Genomic DNA, 19,683 nt, shown 5'->3' with positions numbered 1-19,683 from the left:
TCAAGCCGGCCCGGTCTGATAGCCCGCTGCTTTCCCGCCCATCGGACTGCTGCCTTGTCCCAGATTGCCTCCTCCCCGCAAAACCGCCTTGCGCTGGCAGCCCTCCTGATTGGCGGCATTGCCATAGGCGGTTCGCCGATCTTCGTGCGTCTTTCCGAAATGGGGCCGATGGCAACGGCGTTCTGGCGCGTCTCGCTCGCCCTGTTGCCGTTCCTCCTGATGTCGCAGACGACCAAGCAAGGAGATGAGCAGCCTTCCGGCCTGCGCGACTATCTCTTCTTGTTGCTGCCTGGCGTCTTTCTTGCCTGTGATCTGGGCGCCTGGCACCTTTCGCTGCAAATGACCTCCGTCGCCAATGCGACGCTTCTTGCCAATCTGGCGCCGGTCTTCGTGACGCTGGGCTCCTGGCTGATTTTTCGTACGCGCATCACGCCGATCTTCCTCACGGGACTGGCCCTGGCGCTGATCGGCGTCATCGTACTGAAAGGTGGACCGGCGGCCATTGGCGGTGGGCAGCTAGCGGGCGATGCGACGGCAATCGTCGCGGCCCTCTTCTACGCCTGCTACATGCTTTCGGTCGGACGCATCCGGTCGCGCTTTTCAACGCTGCGCATCATGGTCTGGACCACCTTCTCTGCCGCCGTCTGCCTATTGCCGATCGCCTTGTTCTTCGAAGGCAGCGTTGTGCCCGTCACCCTCTTCGGCTGGGCAATGGTCGTCGGCCTCGCCTTTATCTGCCATGTCGGTGGCCAGGGCCTCGTGACCTACGCGCTGGCCTACCTGCCGACAGCCTTTTCATCGTTGACGTTGTTGTTGCAGCCCGTCGTCGCGGCAATCCTTGCATGGCTCCTGCTTTCTGAACCGGTCGGGATGATGCAGGCTGTGGGCGGGTTGATCGTGCTTGCGGGCATCCTTGTCGCGCGGCGGGGCTGATTTCAGCCATCCGCTTGCTTCGCCCGCATGACCGTGCTGATCCGCGCAAGCAGGATCAGCACGTTGATGACGTTTCTGCGCCGAGACTCCGTGCCTGTGGGCTGCCGACGCGAGGTTGATGTCTGGAAACCGCAACTCTGAAAAACGGGCCTGCTGTTATCCAGTAACCACGCGGTGGTTGTCGCTCTTGCGACCCACACCCGCAATGTATAGCATTTCGTCGGAAGTTGGTGTGAGGCAAAGCCGTGGCCGGCGCGGCCCCGTGCTTTCACACTCGGGGGACGTCATGATTTATACTGCCTATTCTGGGGCGGAAGGATCGCGACCAGACGCCATCGCGTGCCGCGGCCAACTCGCGCGGATACAAAAGAATGCTGCCTTGGATGCAACCCACCGCGAGCGCCGCTTGCTCGAATATGTGGTCGAGGAGACACTGTCGGGCCGTGGCAATCGCATAAAGGCCTATACCATTGCGCTTGAGGTGTTCGGAAGGAGCGATACCTTCGATCCACAGGCAGATCCAATCGTCCGCATTGCTGCCAGCCATCTCCGCCGCGCCCTGGAACGATACTACCTGACGTCCGGCAAGGCAGATCCGATCGTCATCGACATTCCCAAGGGCAGCTATGTTCCGAGCTTCTCCATAAGAAGCATGCCGGACGATGCGCCTCCCAGAATAGACGAGCAGCGATGCGCGGACGGAGGGGCACTCGAACGACGCAGCGGGTCGTCTAGGCGCCCGCCGCCGGGGCCGCAGGACATTCGCGCTCAGCTGGCGCGTCTCGATTCAAGCCTCGAATTCCCCAAAACGGGGCGAGCCCGCCTTTTCTTGACCTATATCGTCGAAGAGGCCCTGGCAGGGCGCGAAGCGCGAATTAAAGGGTATTCCATCGCGATCGAAGTGTTCAAGCGATCCGAGAATTTCTCGCAGGACGACCCAGTCGTGCGGATCGAAGCGGGCCGGCTGCGACGCGCACTGGAACGCTACTATCTCGTTGCCGGACAACACGATCCCGTAAGAATTGACATGCCGAAGGGTGGATATGTTCCGGTCTTTTCCTGGCACAGCGAGGGTTCGGAGGCGCCGACCGACAGCCAGTCCCGGTCGTTTGTACACGCCGATCCGCCCACAGGCCCTCGCTGGCAGGTCAGAAGCCGGATGCTGGTTGCGGTTGTTGTCATTGCCGGGCTGGTCGCTTCGGCCTACGGGATCAGCCGTGTAATGATGGGAGACACCTCCATCCAGCAGACGGATATGCTTGAGGTTGCACTCCCAACGCTCGTCATCGCCCCCTTTGCCAACCTCGGCGACGGTCCCGAGGCTCAAATCTATACACACGGCTTGACCGAAGAACTGCTGACCGCCCTCCCCCGTTTCAAGGAGATAAGGGTGTTCGGCCGCGAAACGTCGCAGTCCCTGCCGCCGGATGTGAGCGTGTCGCAGGTTCGGGATGGCTACGATGCGTCCTATCTGCTCTCCGGCGGCGTGCGAACGGCTGGCAGTCGCATCCGGGTGACGGCAAGGCTTCTTGACACCAGCAACGGTGCAATCCTGTGGTCGCAGGATTATGAGAATGATCTGCGGTCCCGCGACCTCTTCGCTATCCAGACCGACGTTGCAAACAAGGTGGCGGCGACCATCGCGCAGCCATACGGCATTATTGCCCGGGCGAGTAACGCCAAAATGCCGCCCGATGATCTTGGAGCTTACACCTGCACCTTGAATTTCTACGCCTATCGGGCGGAGCTGAGCGCCGAGCGTCATGCGGAGGTTCGTGACTGTCTGGAAGGGGCTGTCGCACGCTATCCGGGATATGCCACTGCCTGGGCAATGCTTTCCATTCTGTATCTCGATGAGGAGCGGTTTAAATTCAATCCGAAATCCGACGCCGATGCACCTCTGCGGCGAGCGCTTCAGGCAGCACGCTCTGCCATCCAGCTGGACCCCGCCAACGTTCGTGGCCTTCAGGCACTGATGACGGCGCTGTTCTTCAATCAGGAATTAGCCGAGGCGATACGGATCGGGGAGCAGGCGTTGGCGACGAATCCGAACGATACGGAACTGATCGGGGAATTCGGAACCAGGCTGGCCATCGGTGGTCAATGGGAGCGAGGCGCGGCACTTCTGGATCAGGCGCTTGCCCTCAACCCGGGCGGAGGCGGATATTATCGCGGAACTCGCGCATTCGCGGCCTATATGCTTGGTAACTCTCAGGCGGCGGCCTTCGGAATCCGGCAAGCGGATCTACAGAAGTTTCCCCTCTTCCATGTCGTGGCGGCCACTATCTATGCGGATGCCGGATTGCCGGAGGACGCGCGACAGGCAGGCGAGACATTCATTCGGATACGGCCGGATTTCATCCGGAATATTGCGGCGGAGCTCAAGATAAGGAATATCCCGTCAAAGGACCAGTTGCGCCTGCTCTCCGCGCTTCGCAAAGCGGGAATGCCCCTACCCGCCGGCGTCGACCCCGTCGTGGATTCGGCCGCAGCCGTTTTTTCTGCTCCGTAGCGTACAAGATGCGACACACCACGCCCTTCACACAGAACCGCCCGAGATTGCGCACCTCCCCATTCCCGGGATATGGGGTCTGTACACCCTGCTTCGCGAAGCCGTCAGAGCGGCAATCTTTTTGAGGCGCCGCTTATGAAGGCTCCGGTCATCATCACGGCGCGGATCGAGGAGGCGGACCTCTTTCCGTTCGACGTGCTTCGCAGCCGGCATTTCCCAGCCAAACGCAATTTTCTGCGCGCCCACCTCACCATGTTTCATAAATTGCCCTGCGAAGATGTTGAAAACATTCGCACGCGCGTTCGCATCGAGACAGTCGGACACCGGCAGATCCTGGCAGAGGTCAGCGCCGTTCGTCATCTCGGTGCGGGAACGGCTTTCACGATCACATCCCCGGAGCTCATGGAAATGCGGTCAAATCTCCGGACGCATCTTTTACCGTCGCTCGGCCCACAGGACCTTCAGAGGTGGCGACCTCACATCACCGTGCAGAACGGCGTGCCCCACACCCAGGCCGATGTGCTCTTCGAGATGCTTTCGGAGGACTTCGTTCCCGGCAAGATCAGGATCATCGGCATCGATATCTGGCAATATCTCGACGGGCCATGGGCGCCGCTCGAATCGTGCCTGTTTTCTGCGCGCCGGTGATCAGCCGGGCTATAAACACAGAGCGCCCCGGCTTCTTCACTTCCACTCGTAAGCCCGCACCCCGCGATACGGCCGCTCGGCAACAAAGACAGATGCATCGTCGCTCGCCGACACATACGCCAGTGCGTCCGCTTCATCGTTGAACCCGATGAACACCATGAGCATGGACATGGCTTTGGGTTGCCCCTTCTTGCGATAGGAAAAATTGACAGCGCAATGCGGATACTGCCCGTCCAACGCACGCGTCTGCGCCCCGATACCGGTCAAGGCCACGAACTGGCCAAGAGCGAAAAACCGGTCGCTCGCAGCGAAGGATGCCGCCTGTGAAATCTGCTGGTTGGCGACAGTCGCAGCGGAGCGACCATAGTAGAGGCTGTCTGTCTGACCTTTGCGCCGTTTCGTCTCGTAGACGACAAGGCCACCGGCTGCTGCCAGTTCGAGGCGCGCGTCAAAACTCTGGAAGAGGTCCGGATGACGATCCAGTTCCGAAAACAGCCTCCTCAAATCCGTGACGTAGTCAGCATACAATCCAACGCTCATGAAATCTCGCCCGCTGTCCTTCGATCAAAGCGCGACTGCCTAGCACGCGCATGCCGCGCGGGAAACTGCTTTCCGAACCCAAGGGCAAAGACAAGGTGAAGAGCCCATCGCCGCCTTTAAGCAGAAATTCGTTTGGTCGACTGTGCCGGATAGAAAGATGGCGCCGGCGTTGCGGTCGATATCTCGGACGTAACCAAGTCGCCGCCCACCTAATCCTCGGCGAGGAGACCGTACCGTTCTTGTCGACGAGTATGGCGAAGGTGCACTTCGAGGGGCGGCCGATGCCAACGCAGGTGTAGCCTGCATCTCCCCATCCACACTTCGGTGATGCCGATGCGCAAGCAGCCGATCGGAGAGGATATCAACAAGATACGACCGCTTTGCCGCAAACTACCTGCCTGCTGTGGCGCTCGTTCCAACAATTATAGCCGGGCGCTGAATGAGCCTTCGCCAGAGGACTTAGGCCCGATCGCTTTATACAATCCACTTTCTCCTGAAACGGCCGTAAGTACATGGCCCGTAGAGATAAAATGCGAAAATCAGCTCCGAGCGGGTGGCCGGTAGCATCTCTATGCGGTCGCTGCAATCACGCCTAACACTTGCGCATCCAAATCCAACAGGCTGCTATGGACATGCGAGACACAACTCGTTCGATTTGGAGGCGGCGCGCGCAAGAAATTTTATCATCTACGAACGTCTTGCGAATAACGCGCAACAGCTATAGGTTTTCTCCGCGGCAATCAGCTGTAGAATCGTCGAGGATAAGTTATGGCCACTGGCACAGTTAAGTTTTTCAATGGAGAAAAGGGTTTCGGGTTCATCACGCCTGAAAACGGAGGAACGGACGTGTTCGTACACGTATCCGCGCTTCAGGGCGGCTCGCTGAGCGAAGGTCAACGCGTAAGCTACGACGTCGGCCAGGATCGCAAGACCGGGAAGTCGAAAGCCGAAAACGTTCGCGTTCTCTGATGTACCGTCGGGTCTGGGTCGACCGCAACGCGAAATTCGATCCACCTGAGCCAGCTGGCAGTTAAGTATTGTGTGGACGCGGGGCCGAGACCGCGCGTCCACACCACCAGCCTTTAACGAGACGGTGCCAATCCTAAGCGCACTGGCATTAAGAGCCGGGCTTCAATCCGTTGAATTGCCTTCGGACTGTGTTTGCATTCCCCCTGGATAAACCATAGCCGGAAACCACCCTCGCCCCGTCTGTACAAAGCCGAGGTCGAAAGGGCGTTCACACGCCATCTGCCCACTGCACACCAGATAAATGCGAGTGCAAGGAAACCCTTGATGCCGTATTTGGGGGCCTCGCGATCGAAGGCGGACTGTTCGACCCGACTGAAGGGCGCCATTTCGTAGGCGATCACGCCGTCTTCACCCTTGGCGGAGGCGAGCGATCGCATGCGGCATAGGCGAGCAGAGACCCGTCAGGTCGATGAGAATGCTGGCCACCCACCCTGATTGTCGAAATCAAGCAGCATGGCCCCGGCGCTCAGACCGCGTCGGGAACGTTCCGGCACCCGATCTTTGGCCCTATTTCCGGCCGCCGCCGGCTGATGCGGACGAATGATCACGCTGCCGACCATTCGGCCACGTTGCCATGACCGGCGACCCGCGCCTCAAACATCCCCGCAATCGTCGTACGTCATGACGCGAAAGGCGCAACTCCGAGCAGCCATCGTACCCCGTCAGAACCGGAAACGATCTTTTTGCGCTCCAATTGAGATTGAATGGATTATTCTCGCGAATCCGTGCCTATGCTGGCGCGGTCATCTATGTTTTGGCATCCAAACCGGTATCGGAGTGCGGCATGGGAAATGTGAGGGACGGTCGGCGGACGACCGCAACCCTGCTGGCCATCGGTCTGGGGCTCGTGCCCGCTGCTGCAAGCGCCAAGGATCCGATGCTCCTGATCGACGAGCCGGGCCTGGAAGTGCGGCTACACTTTCAGGCGGGTGTCAATGTCGTGGCTGAGCAGAACCTGTTCTGGAATTTCGCCGACACCTTCGCGCCGGAGGCCAATTTCGATAGCGATACGCGATGGCTCGAAGGGTACCTGATGCCCGGCATCAGCTTCACCGCGGATGCGGGCGACCTGCTGGCAATCTACGGAAAGCTGTCCTTCGTCGCCTCGGGCACCCTGGGCACGGATGCCTTCGACGCTGGTGGCACGGGTGCCATCACGCTCGAAGACGGCTATCTCGGCCTGCGCTCCACGGCGGAAACCGGCCCTTTCTTCGATATTTCCGTCGGGCCGCGTCCGTTCAAGGCAGGAACAGGCATGCTGATCGCCAATGGCGGGTCGAGCGGTTTCGAACGCGGCGCCCTGAAGCTCGGACCCCGCACGGCGTGGGAACAGGCGGCCCTCCTGCGGTTCGGCCAGGACGACGTGACCGCGACGGCCTTTTTCATCGACGCGAACGAACTGTCCGACACGGACAGCGGAACGAAGATCGCCGGAGGCGACCTGCGCTATGAGACGGACGATGGACAGTATGGCGGCCTCACGATCGGGCATGTCCTGGAATCCAACTCGCCCTATCCGCGGGCTGCGGACGGCGGTATCGGCCCACCAGTGATCATGCCGGGCGCGCGCGACGGGTTGAGCTTCGTCAACGCCTATGGCCGGACCCAGCCCTTCGATGGGGCGATGGCGGGGTTTTTCATCGGGGGCGACCTCGCCTACCAGTGGAATCCTGAGATCGACCTGCAGGCATGGGGCGGCCGCATCCAGATCGGCTATGTGTTCGAGGAATTGTCCTGGGCGCCGACGATCGCCTACAGCTACCAGACCTTCTCCGGCGACGATCCTTCGACCTCGCGCGTGGAGCGCTTCGACCCCCTGTACTATGAAGGCAATCCCAATGCCTGGTCGACGGGCACGAAGTCGTCCATGATGTTCCTCAATTCGAACGTCAACGCGCACCAGCTCAGCCTGCAGGTGAGGCCGACGGAGGCCGACACCTGGACGCTGCGCTATGCGCATATCCGCGCCAATGAACTGAACAGCCCGATCCAGTTCGGCCAGGGCACGCGCCTCGACATCATCGACGGTACACCCACCCCGATCGCCGGCGTGGGCGATTACCATCTCGCGGACGACGTCTATCTCGAATATTCGCGCGTCATCAATCCCAACACCTTTCTGACGGCCGGCGTCAGCATTTCCATTCCCGGCAAGGGCATGGATTCCCTGACCAAGGAAAATTCGCCGAACTGGCTTGGAGGCTTCGTCAATGTCATCGTCAATTTCTAAAACCCTGTCGGTCGCGCTCGCCGTCGCCCTGCCGGTTCTGGCATCGCCACTCAGCGCCTCGGGCCAGGACGCCGCGCCGCTTTCGGCAGAACAGTCGGACCCTCGCACCCTCGGCTGGATGCAGGGCTTTCCACCGCCGGAAGACAAGATCATCCGCTTTTCGGACAGCGACTATTTCAGCTTCCCGAAATCGCGCTGGACGGTCTGCCATTTCCGCCAGCTGATGCCGACGACCAATGTGAGCCGCGGCCTCGGCGCGCCGACGATGCTCGAACGGAAGATCGATCCCGCCATCGACGGCGTCACCTTCCGCCCGACCGGTGCCGACCAGGACATGACCTGGCTGCAATCGCTCTCGGCCAATTACACGGACGGCATCGTCGTGCTGCACAAGGGCGTGCTCGTCTATGAGCACTATTCCGGTTGCCTCAACGAAGCGGGACAGCATGGCGCCATGTCGGTGACGAAATCGCTGACTGGCCTTCTGGGCGAGGTTCTGGTTGCCGAAGGCGTGCTCGACGAGAAGGCCAAGGTCGCGACCGTCGTTCCCGAACTCGCACAAAGCGCCTTCGGCGATGCGACGATACGGCAAGTGCTCGATATGACGACGGGCCTGCGCTACAGCGAAGACTATGCCGATCCCAATGCCGACGTGTGGATCTATTCGGCCGCCGGCAATCCCCTTCCCAAGCCCGAGGGCTATACCGGCCCCCGCAGCTATTTCGACTACCTGAAGACAGTGGTGAAGCAGGGCGAACACGGTCCGGCCTTCGGTTACAAGACAATCAACAGCGATGCGCTTGGCTGGATCATCGCACGCACCTCGGGAAAATCGGTGGCGGAACTGCTGTCGGAGCGGATCTGGAGCAAGATGGGCGCCGAGCAGGACGCCTACTACGCAGTCGATTCCACCGGCACACCCTTCGCAGGCGGTGGCCTGAACGCCGGCCTGCGCGACATGGCGCGCATCGGTCAGTTGCTGCTCGATGGCGGCATGGCAGGTGGCCAGCGCCTCATCCCGCAGAAGGCGATCGACAGCATCCGCGCCGGCGGCGACAAGGCGGCCTTCGAGAAAGGCGGCTACCCAGCGCTAAAGGGATGGAGCTATCGCGCGATGTGGTGGATCACGCATAATGCCAACGGCGCCTTCATGGCGCGCGGCGTGCACGGCCAGGCGATCTACATCGACCCCACTGCCGATATGGTCATCGCCCGCTTCTCCTCGCACCCCGTCGCCGGCAACGCCGCCAATGACCCGACATCGCTGCCAGCCTACGAGGCGGTGGCCCGTCACCTGATCGAGCAACCGACAACGCCGTGACGTCGGCCCGATCGACAACATGTCGAACGGGCTGGTCCTGTCGGGATCGCGGATCCCGTGCTAGGTCTCCTTGAAAAGACAAGGGGAAAGAACGTGGCGGCAAGATCCGGCGCAGCGGGCGCCTATATCGGCCTGTGGCATTCAAGCCTCGCCGAGGCCGTGGTGGCGCTCGGGGAACCTGCATTTCCCGAGGCGCTGGAGCGTTCGCTTCGTCATCTCGTCTCCTTTGAGATGATGAACGGCTTTGCCTATGCCCCGGGCGGCAAGGCCTTCGACCTCGACAATGCACGCATTGTCGGCGACCGCACCACCATCGTCGACCACTATCTCGCTGGCGCCTACATTCTCGATCCCTTCTACGATGCGGTGCGCTCCGGGCGCGACGGCGTGCTGGTCATGCGCCGCCTGGCACCCGATCGTTTTGCCGAGACGGAATATTACCGCCGCCACTACCGGGCGACGGGCATCGTCGACGAGATCGGCTTCATCCTGAAGCTGCGCCATGCCGATGCGGTGCTCTCGCTGTCGCGCATGGGCGAAGCGCGGCCCTTTTCCAACCGGGACATCACCCGACTGGAAAGTGCAGCCCCTCTCCTCAAGGCGCTGGCGGAACGCCATTGGCGTGAGCGCTTCACCCTGCCGGGGGAAGATGAACGGGCAGCGCCGACGATCAGCCATCCCCTACTTTCCAAACGGGAGCTGGAGATCGTGACCCTCATCCTCAAGGGCCATTCGAGCTATTCCATCGCCGCCACGCTCGGCCTTTCGCCCAACACCGTCAAGGTCCACCGCCGCCAGGCCTATGCCAAGCTCACCATTTCCAGCCAGGCGGAACTGTTTCATCTCTTCCTCAGCCGGCGCTAGGCAATTCCTGCAATCATTCCTGAAATTCCACTTCCGGCGGAGCAAGCTGGAAGAAGCGCGTAAGATAGGCAAGGTAGCCGAGACCGATCACCAGCCAGATGACGCCGAGAAGTTTGGCGTGGCCATCGAGGTTCCACAGCAGGAACAGGTCGCAGAGCGCGCCGGCCGCAGGAATCACGAGCCCTAGCATCGGGCCAAGCGGCCGGACGATGGCATTGCCCTTGAGATAGAGCGCAATGACCGAGACGTTGACGGCGGTGAAGGCAAGGAACGCACCAAAATTGATGAAGGACGTGGAGGTCGTCACGTCCAGCGTCAGGGCCAGCAGGCCGACGATGCCGACGAAGACGAGGTTGAGCACGGGCGTGCGCCATTTCTCATGCAACTGGCCGAAGATGCTGGCCGGCAGCACGCCGTCGCGGCCCATGGCGAAGAGCAGCCGGCCGACGCTTGCCTGCGCCGCGAGGCCGGAGGTGAACTGGGCGACCACAAGCGTTGCCAGGAACACGGTAACGAAGAGATCGCCGCCGATCATCAGCGCGATTTCCGAGGCGGCCGAATCCACAGCAGTGAACTCGCCGCCCGGATGCGCAAGCTGCGTCATATAGGCGGAACCGGTGAAAATGAGCCCCCCGATCACCGCGATGATCATGATCGCCTTCGGCATGGTGCGCGTCGGCTCACGGGTTTCTTCCGTCAGCGTCGAGACGGCATCGAAGCCGAGGAACGAATAAGCCGCGATCGCCGCACCGGCGACAGAGGCGCTGAACGGCACCCCGGGCTCGAAGAACGGTCGCACAGAGGCGAGCCCGCCGACGCCGTTGAGCGCCACGACATAGCGCGCGGCAAGCGCAAGAAAGATGAGCAGCACGGAAAGCTGGACCAGCATCAGTACGACATTCACCCGGTTGGCAAAGGCGATTCCGATGACGTTGACGGCCGTCGTCAGGACGATGAAGCCGACGATCCAGAGCCAGGCGGGCACCGCCGGGAAGGCGGCCGTCAGATAGGCCGCGCCGATCAGCCAGATGACCATGGGCAAGAAGAAGTAATCGAGCAGCACCGCCCAGCCGACGAGGAAGCCGGCGCCCGGGTTCAACGATCTTCGCGCATAGCTATAGGCGGATCCGGCGACCGGATAGACTTTTGCCATGATGCCGTAGCTTGCCGCCGTCAGGAAAATCGCCAGCGCCGCGATGAAGTAGGCCATCGCCGTGGTTCCCTGGCTCGCCGATGCCAGGGCGCCGAACGTGCCGAACACGATCATCGGCGTCATATAGGCAAGGCCGAACAATACGACGGACCACAAGCCAAGGGTCCGGTCGAGTTTGATAGTCTGCGTCATGCTCCCCTCCTCCAAATAACAACGTGAAGGGTCAAGGAAGATAGCGGTGAAGCCAATAACCCCAGGGTACTATATGCTGTCACATGCTGCACCGATGTCGCTGATCAATCCATCACAACTTCCACGTCGCGCGATGCCGGCGGTTCACGTCAAATCTGCGGCCTCGGTCCCCGGACGCTGTCACACGCATTTGACTTGATCCGCCAACACCGAACCGCCTTAATCCTCTCTTTCGCTCAGTCCCTTTTCATCTTCGACTGACGCCATATGTCTTTGACGATAAGCCCGCCCCACTCGGTTCCTTTGGAAGGAAGCATGGACATGGTGACTTTCACGCTCAATGGAAAAGAACGCAGTTTCGATGGGGATCCCGATACGCCGCTTTTGTGGGTCATCCGGGATTTCGAGAAGCTGACAGGCACGAAATACGGGTGCGGCGTCGCACAGTGCGGGGCTTGCACCGTGCATCTCGACGGCATGCCGCGGCGCTCCTGCATCACGCCGATTGCGATGATCGATGGCTCGGACGTGGTGACGATCGAAGGAATTTCGGGCAAGGAGGCGCAAGCCGTCCAGACCGCATGGACGGGGCTCGATGTGCCGCAATGCGGCTACTGTCAATCCGGCCAGATCATGTCGGCGGTGGCTCTCTTGCAGATGGTGCCCAAGCCGAGCGACGATGAGATCGACGGCGCCATGACCGGAAATCTCTGTCGATGCGCCACCTACCATCGCATTCGGGCGGCCATCCACAATGCCGCCAATTCGATGGAGGGTTGAGCGATGACAATCCATGACATCACAACCACCCGTCGCGGTTTCCTCGCCGGAGCCGGCCTTGTCATCAGCGTGGCGATCGCGCCAAAATTCCTTTCGGCCGCACCAACGGGCGTTCCCGCCGGCGGCGCAGCCGAGCTCGTGCCGATGAACGCCTTCGTCAAGATCGGCACGGACGACACCGTCACCGTGCTGTCAAAACATATCGAGTTCGGCCAGGGGCCGTTCACGGGACTGGCGACGCTTGTCGCGGAAGAGCTCGATGCCGACTGGAGCCAGATGCGCGCGGTCCACTCGCCGACCGACAACAAGATCTACGCCAATCTCGCCTTCGGCCTGCAGGGCACGGGCGGGTCAAGCTCGATTGCCAATGCCTACGAGCAGATGCGCAAGGCGGGTGCCACCGCGCGCGCCATGCTCATCGCCGCCGCCGCCGAGGAATGGAACGTGCCGGCGACGGAAATCACCGTCGAGAAAGGCCGACTGAAACATGCCGGATCGTCCAGAGAAAGCGGCTTCGGCGCCTTCGCGGACAAGGCCGCGACACAAACGGTGCCTCAGGACCCGAAACTGAAGGATCCCAAGGACTTCGTTTTGATTGGAACGGACCTGCCGAAACTCGACACCGTTGGCAAGACCAACGGCACGGCGATCTTCACACTCGATATCACGCCCGATGGCCTGCTCACCGCCGTCGTCGCCCATCCCAAGCATTTTGGCGCAACGGTGAAATCTTTCGACGACAGCGAGGCCCGAAAGGTGCGCGGTGTGGTCGACGTCGAGCAGATCCCGCAGGGCATAGCGGTCTATGCGGACAACACCTTTTCGGCGCTGAAGGGGCGCGATGCGCTCCAGATCGAATGGGACCTCGCCAAGGCGGAGACCCGGTCTTCGGCGGAACTGGCCGCCGAATATATCAGGCACTTCAAGGAGCCGGGCCTCGAAGCCACGAATACCGGCAATGTCGACGAGGCCTTCCGGCAGGACGGGCTCCAGACGGTGGAAGCCGAAATCGTCTTTCCTTTCCTCGCCCATGCCCCCATGGAGCCGCTCGATGCGGTGTTCATCAAGGCGGCGGACGGTTCTGTCGATATCTACAACGGCGCACAGTTCCCGGGCTTCGACCAGCAGGTGGCGGCAGAAATCCTCAAGCTGGACGAATCGAAGGTCCGCGTGAACACCCAGCTCGCCGGCGGCAGTTTCGGCCGCAAGGCGCAGTTCGGCTCACCCTATATGCAGGAAGCCGCGATGGTCTATGCGGCGATCGGCGACGACCGGCCGCTCAAGCACATGTGGACCCGCGAGGACGACATCCAGGGCGGCTTCTACCGCCCGATGTATGCCCACAAGATGCGCGGCGCGATCGATGCCGAGGGCCGGATCACGGCCTGGGAGCAGGTCATTGTCGGCCAGTCGATCATGGCCAAGGCAGACCTCGATACCACTTCGGTGGAGGGTGCCTCGAACCTGCCCTACCGCATTCCCAATCTGAAGGTCACCTCGCACAATGTGACGCTCCCGATCCCGCCGCTCTGGTGGCGCTCCGTCGGGCATACCCATACCGGCTTCGCCGTCGAGACCTTCGTCGACGAACTGCTGGCGCGTGTGGGCCGCGACCCGGTGGAGGGAAGGCTTGCGCTTCTTGACAAAGAGTCGCGCCATGCCGGCGTTCTGCGCAAGGCGGCCGAGATGGCGGACTGGGGATCGACCCCGCCGGAGGGGCGAGCCCGCGGCGTGGCGGTCGTCGAAAGCTTCGGTTCGTTCGTCGCACAGGTGGCCGAGGTCTCCGTCGGGTCCGATGGCGCACCACGCGTGCACAAGGTGTGGTGTGCGGTCGATTGCGGCGTCGCCGTCAATCCCAACATCATCAAGGCGCAGATGGAGGGCGGCATCGGCTACGGGCTGGGTGCCGTGCTCTTCGACGCCATCACCCTTGGCAAGGGTGGGCGGATCATGCAGTCGAACTTCCACGACTACCGTTCGATCCGCATCAACGAAATGCCCGATATCGCGGTGGAGATCATCAGATCTGCGGAAAGTCCGACCGGTGTCGGCGAACCCGGCGTACCTCCCGTGGGGCCGGCGGTCGCCAATGCGTGGCGAAAGCTGACAAACGCTCCGGTGCGTCAGCTTCCCATCGTCAGTCTCATTTCCGCGTGAGGGATACCGTCAGATGAAAATCAAACTTCTCTTTTCGGGCGTCGCAGCATACTGTCTTATCGTCGGCGCGGGCATCCTGCTCGCTCCGGCGGTCGTGGCGCAAAACACCAATTCGCTGCGTCCTGCAGAATCCTTCCAGTCGATTTCCGATGAACGGGCGCGCTCGCTCGCCCTCTTCGAGGAGGCCGGCAAGGTCATCCAGCATCCGCGGTGCGTGAATTGTCATCCGGCGACGGATCGCCCACTGCAAGGCATGTCGATGCATCCGCACCAGCCGCCGGTCTTCCGGGGTGATGGCGGCATGGGCCTCGTGGGCATGCAGTGCAACACCTGCCACAGCGAGCAAAACACGCCGGTCATCGGCCAGGCGGATACCCTGAAGAGCATCCCCGGCAATCCCGCCTGGCACCTCGCCCCCATCGAGATGGCCTGGGAGGGCAAGACGCTTGGCCAGATCTGCACGCAGTTGAAGGACCCGGCACGCAATGGCGACAAGACCATGGTCGAAATCGTCGAGCATATGGCGAAGGACGACCTGGTCGGATGGGGATGGCATCCCGGCGATGGCCGCGAACCGGCTCCGGGCACACAGGAAGAGTTCGGAAAGATCATCCAGGCGTGGGTCGATACCGGGGCGATCTGTCCGCCTGGATAAAGGAAAGCCGGCGTAGAGATGCGCTTGCAAAGGCCTGCTGCACGTTCGCCCTACGGTTCAGCATGGGGCGAATACGGCTTAGAAGGCTGCCTCACCGCAGGATCATGCGGTGAGAGCGGCTGGCGACTGTGAACTCAGGGCCTGTGCGACCGCGATCCTTGCCATTTCAAGCGCAGCCTCGCGCGTTTTTGCAGCGGCGATAAAGCGGCCGTTATGGCAGAATGTTGCGCCGACAACGCCGCAGGCGGTTTCGAGATCCTGGCCGGTCAGGCCGGCCCAGGCCGCCGGCAGATCGGCGCGCAGCTCAAACCCTTCGCTCGACCGCCGAACGCCTGTCAGGCACCAATCGGTGTCGCGCGGATGGACGACGAAGAGGATATGGTCGGCGCCGGCCTTTACGATCGCCGGCCGGAAGGGCATCCCCATGGGAAGCTCCAGCACTTGGCCATCTCCCGTCGCCTCTATTGCCTGGCGCACGATCGATTGTGCCCGCAGCTTCGCGGCACTCTGCCTTATGCTCGCCTCCACGAAACTGCGCGCAATCGAAAGCGCGTCGTGGAATGCAAGGTTGTCCGCATCCGGCTCCGTCTCGTCGAACACGGGCTTCAGCGTTTCCAGAAGAACGGGCAGCGTCAGCTTAGCCATTGCGCCGGCGGCCGATGGGCTCAACGCGCCGTTGTCCATGAGATCGACCGGCAAGACGAAGTCCGCATCGAAGCCCGCATGAACGGTTTCGATATCCTCGGCCGGAACACCGAAAGCAGCGAGATAGTCCCGCCCGAACTGGCGCCAGATCAGGCCGAACGAACTGAACGGCTGGCCGTCATCGCGGAGCGGTGCCCCGCGCTGATGGTGATCGAAAATCCCGGCATCCGGATCGTAGGCCCCGCCGACATCGTAGATGATCCTGTCGGTGCCCGGCGTGATCCATTCGGGCGCCCGGCTGCGGATCAGGCGCGCGTCAGGAAACAGGCGCGTCAGGACGACACTCGACAGAAGTTCATCCGCGTGGAAGCCCCCGGAATGCGTGACGAGAAATTCTGGGGTCATACCGGTCAAACTTTCGGAAATTTTGCGGATACGTTCGAGTACGTTCGATATCGACTCGATCGCCTCAATTCAAGACATCTATAGCCGCTCCCGACGTGATGTCCGATGATCAGGTGGCGCGTCGCGCTGATCGCGCCTTGGCAACGCCGCTGGCACCATTGGCCTCGTAATAGGCCCGCTTATGCTCGTACATCTGAACATCCGCGCGCCTTACTACACTCTCGATCGTTTCGCCGCCCTCGCTGGTGGCTGCTCCAAACGACATGCGGAGCGGCGCGCTGGAGTAGAACTGGTTGTTGATCTTGAGCAGCTCGCTGATGGTTTCGGCCATGGTCGCCGCCGCCTTCGCGTCCGCGCCGGGCATGAGGACGGCGAACTCGTCACCACCGATCCGGCAGGCGTGGTTGGGCTGCGCTACGGCGCCGTTCAGAATTTCACCGAAGCGGCGCAGCAAGGCGTCGCCGGCATCGTGGCCGAGCTGGTCGTTGGCTTCCTTCAGGCCGTTGAGGTCGAAGATGATCGTCGAAACGGGACGCAGCGACTTTCGTTCCAGCCGATTGATCTCTTCGGCATAGAAGGCCCGGTTGTAGAGCTTGGTCAGCACATCGTGCTTGCCGAGATATTCGAGATAGGCCTCCGCCTTCTTGCGCGCGGTGATGTCGGTAAGGGCGACCTGCACACGAGACCAATCAAGTTCGTGTCCCGGGAAGACGGAAAAATGCAGCAAGATGTGGCGCACGGTGCCATCGAGCGCATAGTTCACGACCTCGCGATGATGAAAGAGGTTTCCATTCCACAATTCGATGAGCTGCTCGCGGAACGGCTTTTCCATGTCGTCGCGGAAAATATCGCTCAGACGATGCAGCAACTGGTTTCGCTCGGTTGCGCAAAACAGGTCGAGCGTGGCGCGGTTGACGTCGATAACGCGAATTTCGCTCATGCATTGGCGCACGAATTCAGGATGGACGTCCATGAACGTGCGGAAATCGGTGATACCGCGCTCGCGGATGTCTTCGATCAGCAGCTTGATCCGGCTGAAATCCTCGATCCACAACGAGACGGGCGAATGCTCGAAAATGCCTTCCGCGTGACGTCTCTGCATCGCCTCCGCCCGCCGTGCATCCTCGCGTGCGGTAATATCTTCGGTCGTCAACAGCAGTTTGCCGAGCGACGTCTCGTAGCCCGGCATGACGGTTCCCCGAAGCTGGATATCGAGGCGGCGGCCGGAAATCGTATAGTTCGACGTGGTGCTCTCGAAACCCAGCTCGCCATCAAACAGCTTCGCCAGCTCGATCACATGCGTCTCGAGCATGTCGCCGCGGAAGATGGTCGACAGGTTGGCGCGCAAATGGTCGAGATCATCGGCCTCGAAGAGTTCCAGCACCTTCCTGTTGACGGCAAGCACCTTGATACGCTGCGAGCATTGCGCAACGCGGTCCCTGTCCTCGTTGAGAAACGTCCGGATATCCGTCACGCCCTGGGCGCGCCACGCGTCGAAGAGCGCCTTGACCTCGCTGAAATCCTCGATCCACATGGCTGTGGGGGCGAGGTTGAAGATATCGGAATCGAAGGTCTCGGACATGAGTCACCGGAGGTTGGGACGTGCAACGCCATGGGAGGCGAAGGTCCCTTTTACCGGCAATAGGTAAACCGAGGTTGAAGTGCCGGCACGGCTGCCGTCGTCCAGCCCCGCCGCTTTCGCAGGCGCAAGAGGCATGAAAGGCATCGAACGCCGCTGGCGGGAGAGTATCCTTCGAAGAATTTTCCACAAGTCGGCTTTCTTATAATATATAATATCTATGGATTTTATATTTAAATTGCCACTCTCGCCTGACCAGACAGGAGAGCATCGCCATGGGGATTATCGAAAAACAGCCTATCGATTACACGCAGCATCCGCGCGTGAATTCGGATGATCCGGTTCCGCCGCGGCCGCGGCCGCAGGTGCCCGCCCATATCATCAAGAGCGATGACGAGGCGATCGCCGTTGCCAGGCGTCTTGCCGCCGATTTCGCGCCGGGCGCCGCCCTTCGCGACAGGGAGGGCCTGCTTCCGATCGCCGAGATCGACGCCTATTCGCAGAGCGGCCTGTGGGGCATCAACATTCCGAAGGCCTATGGCGGCCCCGGCGTATCCTACAAGACCCTGGCGCGCGTAATCGCAATTCTCGCCGCCGCCGATCCGTCGATCGCCCAGATCACGCAGAACCACCTCGCCATCAACGGCCATATCGATCTCGACGGCACGGAAGAACAGAAAAAGGAGTTCTTCGGCTGGGTTCTCTCCGGCCTTCGCTTCGGCAATGCCTTTTCGGAGCTCAACAGCAAGACCGTCGCCGCCTTCGAGACGCACGTCACCATTGACGGCGACGAGGCTGTGGTGAACGGCGAAAAGTTCTATACGACGGGCGCCCTCCTCTCCCATTTCATCCCGATCGTCGCGGTCGATGCGCAGGAACAGGGCTATCTTGTCTTCGCCGAACGGGACACGCCCGGCATCACGGTGACGAACAACTGGTCGAGCTTCGGCCAGCGCACCACCGCCTCGGGCTCGGTGAGGATCGACAACGTGCGCGTGCCAAAGAGCCGCCTGCTGCCCGTTGCGGCGTTCGACCGGCCGACCATCGCCGGCCCCGTCTCGCAGATCATCCAGGCCGCCATCGACGCGGGTATCGCGCGCGGGGCGATCGAGGACGCGATCGCATTCATTAAGACGCAGAGTCGGCCGTGGATCGACAGCGGCAAGGAGACCGCAGGCGAGGACCCCTTCACCATCGCCGCCATCGGCGACCTGAAGATCAGGCTGCATGCGGCCGAAGCCCTGCTTGGCATCGCCGGCGAGGCCATCGACGCCGGCCTCGAGAATTCGACGGAGGAGACGATTGCAGACGCGACCGTCAAGACCGCTGAGGCCAAGGTGCTGACGACGGAAATCGCGATCCTTGCCACGAACAAACTGTTCGAACTGGCGGGCACGCGCTCCACGCTCGCAAAACACAATCTCGACCGCCACTGGCGCAATGCGCGGGCGCATACACTGCACGATCCCGTGCGCTGGAAGTTCTTCCACGTCGGAAACTTCTATCTCAACGGCATCAACCCGCCGCGCCATCCCTGGAGCTGACAGCGGATCGGGTGCCGGCCGCCGCGCCGGCGCCCGATCTTCAAACTGGATTTTTGCCCCCATGCCGACACTGCGCCGCCACTTCGTCGCCGACGCCGCCCCGCCGCCAAAAACCGCCCGCTATGCGCACGCCGTGGAAGCGGGAGGCCTGCTCCACGTGACGGGCCAGTTGCCGATTGATCGAGAGGATCCGCAGGCGCCCCTCCCCGCCTCGATCGAGGCCCAGACCGAACGCGTCTTCCGCAATCTCCGCCATATCCTCGACGCCGCGGGATACCGTCTGGAAGACACCGTCTTCGCCCGCATCTATCTCACGAATTTCGCCCGCGACTATGCCGGCCTCAATGCGGTCTACCACCAGCATTTCAGCGAGGATCACCATCTGCCGGCCCGCACGACCGTCGGCGTCGCGGCACTCGGGCGAGACGCGCTGGTGGAGATCGACCTCGTCGTGGCGAAGGCCTGACAGGCGGCGTGTTCGGGAGATTTCAGGAAC

Annotated in this window: 16 protein-coding genes; 12 read left to right on the top strand and 4 right to left on the bottom strand. The window is 61.6% G+C overall.

Annotated elements, in window-relative coordinates; translation table 11 throughout:
- Positions 1-54: 54 nt before the first annotated feature.
- The 3 genes from ACT6VE_RS08710 (at position 55) to ACT6VE_RS08700 (ending at position 4,093) form a co-directional block, all read left to right on the top strand.
- A complete protein-coding gene (locus tag ACT6VE_RS08710; protein ID WP_444798210.1) occupies positions 55-933 on the top strand; it encodes a DMT family transporter in 879 nt (292 codons plus the stop codon).
- Between the two features lie 286 nt (positions 934-1,219).
- Positions 1,220-3,445, top strand: coding sequence for an adenylate cyclase (locus tag ACT6VE_RS08705; RefSeq protein WP_444798209.1), 2,226 nt, complete (start codon positions 1,220-1,222; stop codon positions 3,443-3,445).
- 135 nt (positions 3,446-3,580) lie between these two features.
- Positions 3,581-4,093 carry a 2'-5' RNA ligase family protein gene (locus tag ACT6VE_RS08700; protein WP_444798208.1) on the top strand — a complete coding sequence of 171 codons (513 nt, stop codon included), beginning with the start codon at positions 3,581-3,583 and terminating at the stop codon, positions 4,091-4,093.
- Between the two features lie 36 nt (positions 4,094-4,129).
- Here the strand turns inward: ACT6VE_RS08700 and ACT6VE_RS08695 are convergent, their stop codons facing one another.
- Positions 4,130-4,633, bottom strand: coding sequence for a hypothetical protein (locus ACT6VE_RS08695; RefSeq protein ID WP_444798207.1), 504 nt, complete (start codon positions 4,631-4,633; stop codon positions 4,130-4,132).
- Between the two features lie 768 nt (positions 4,634-5,401).
- Between ACT6VE_RS08695 and ACT6VE_RS08690 the strand changes: the two genes are divergently transcribed.
- The 4 genes from ACT6VE_RS08690 to ACT6VE_RS08675 all read left to right on the top strand — a co-directional run bounded on the left by ACT6VE_RS08690 (position 5,402) and on the right by ACT6VE_RS08675 (position 10,077).
- Positions 5,402-5,602 carry a cold-shock protein gene (locus tag ACT6VE_RS08690; RefSeq protein WP_069063067.1) on the top strand — a complete coding sequence of 67 codons (201 nt, stop codon included), beginning with the start codon at positions 5,402-5,404 and terminating at the stop codon, positions 5,600-5,602.
- Between the two features lie 844 nt (positions 5,603-6,446).
- Positions 6,447-7,892, top strand: coding sequence for an alginate export family protein (locus ACT6VE_RS08685; protein WP_444798206.1), 1,446 nt, complete (start codon positions 6,447-6,449; stop codon positions 7,890-7,892).
- Complete coding sequence (locus ACT6VE_RS08680) at positions 7,873-9,213, top strand: serine hydrolase domain-containing protein (protein ID WP_444798205.1); 1,341 nt, start codon at positions 7,873-7,875, stop codon at positions 9,211-9,213. The genes ACT6VE_RS08685 and ACT6VE_RS08680 overlap by 20 nt, the downstream gene beginning before the upstream one ends.
- Before the next feature lie 93 nt (positions 9,214-9,306).
- Positions 9,307-10,077, top strand: a complete 771-nt coding sequence (locus ACT6VE_RS08675; protein ID WP_444798204.1) for a response regulator transcription factor — start codon at positions 9,307-9,309, stop codon at positions 10,075-10,077.
- Between the two features lie 13 nt (positions 10,078-10,090).
- Here the strand turns inward: ACT6VE_RS08675 and ACT6VE_RS08670 are convergent, their stop codons facing one another.
- Positions 10,091-11,422: an APC family permease gene (locus ACT6VE_RS08670; protein WP_444798203.1), complete on the bottom strand. Its 1,332-nt coding sequence runs from the start codon at positions 11,420-11,422 to the stop codon at positions 10,091-10,093.
- A gap of 321 nt (positions 11,423-11,743) precedes the next feature.
- Here ACT6VE_RS08670 and ACT6VE_RS08665 point away from each other — a divergent pair, with 321 nt between their 5' ends.
- From ACT6VE_RS08665 to ACT6VE_RS08655, 3 genes are read left to right on the top strand one after another with little or no spacing between them, the layout of a single operon-like run.
- A complete protein-coding gene (locus ACT6VE_RS08665) occupies positions 11,744-12,202 on the top strand; it encodes a (2Fe-2S)-binding protein (protein ID WP_444798265.1) in 459 nt (152 codons plus the stop codon).
- A gap of 3 nt (positions 12,203-12,205) precedes the next feature.
- The gene (locus ACT6VE_RS08660) at positions 12,206-14,359 is read left to right on the top strand and encodes a molybdopterin cofactor-binding domain-containing protein (RefSeq protein ID WP_444798202.1); all 2,154 of its coding nucleotides are present in this window, start codon (positions 12,206-12,208) and stop codon (positions 14,357-14,359) included.
- A 13-nt stretch (positions 14,360-14,372) separates the two neighbouring features.
- Positions 14,373-15,014: an Isoquinoline 1-oxidoreductase subunit gene (locus ACT6VE_RS08655; RefSeq protein ID WP_444798201.1), complete on the top strand. Its 642-nt coding sequence runs from the start codon at positions 14,373-14,375 to the stop codon at positions 15,012-15,014.
- Between the two features lie 102 nt (positions 15,015-15,116).
- Here the strand turns inward: ACT6VE_RS08655 and ACT6VE_RS08650 are convergent, their stop codons facing one another.
- Positions 15,117-16,064: an MYG1 family protein gene (locus tag ACT6VE_RS08650; protein WP_444798200.1), complete on the bottom strand. Its 948-nt coding sequence runs from the start codon at positions 16,062-16,064 to the stop codon at positions 15,117-15,119.
- Positions 16,065-16,173: 109 nt separating this feature from the next.
- A complete protein-coding gene (locus ACT6VE_RS08645; RefSeq protein WP_444798199.1) occupies positions 16,174-17,646 on the bottom strand; it encodes a diguanylate cyclase domain-containing protein in 1,473 nt (490 codons plus the stop codon).
- Between the two features lie 272 nt (positions 17,647-17,918).
- Here ACT6VE_RS08645 and ACT6VE_RS08640 point away from each other — a divergent pair, with 272 nt between their 5' ends.
- Together ACT6VE_RS08640 and ACT6VE_RS08635 are read left to right on the top strand one after the other, a co-directional pair.
- On the top strand, positions 17,919-19,187 hold the full coding sequence (locus ACT6VE_RS08640; RefSeq protein ID WP_444798198.1) for an SfnB family sulfur acquisition oxidoreductase: 1,269 nt from the start codon (positions 17,919-17,921) through the stop codon (positions 19,185-19,187).
- A gap of 61 nt (positions 19,188-19,248) precedes the next feature.
- Positions 19,249-19,653, top strand: a complete 405-nt coding sequence (locus tag ACT6VE_RS08635) for a RidA family protein (protein WP_444798197.1) — start codon at positions 19,249-19,251, stop codon at positions 19,651-19,653.
- Positions 19,654-19,683: the final 30 nt, after the last annotated feature.

It is taken from the genome of Shinella sp. (genome assembly GCF_052438155.1).
GTDB lineage: Bacteria > Pseudomonadota > Alphaproteobacteria > Rhizobiales > Rhizobiaceae > Shinella.
This window is presented reverse-complemented; position numbering and strand designations above follow the sequence as displayed.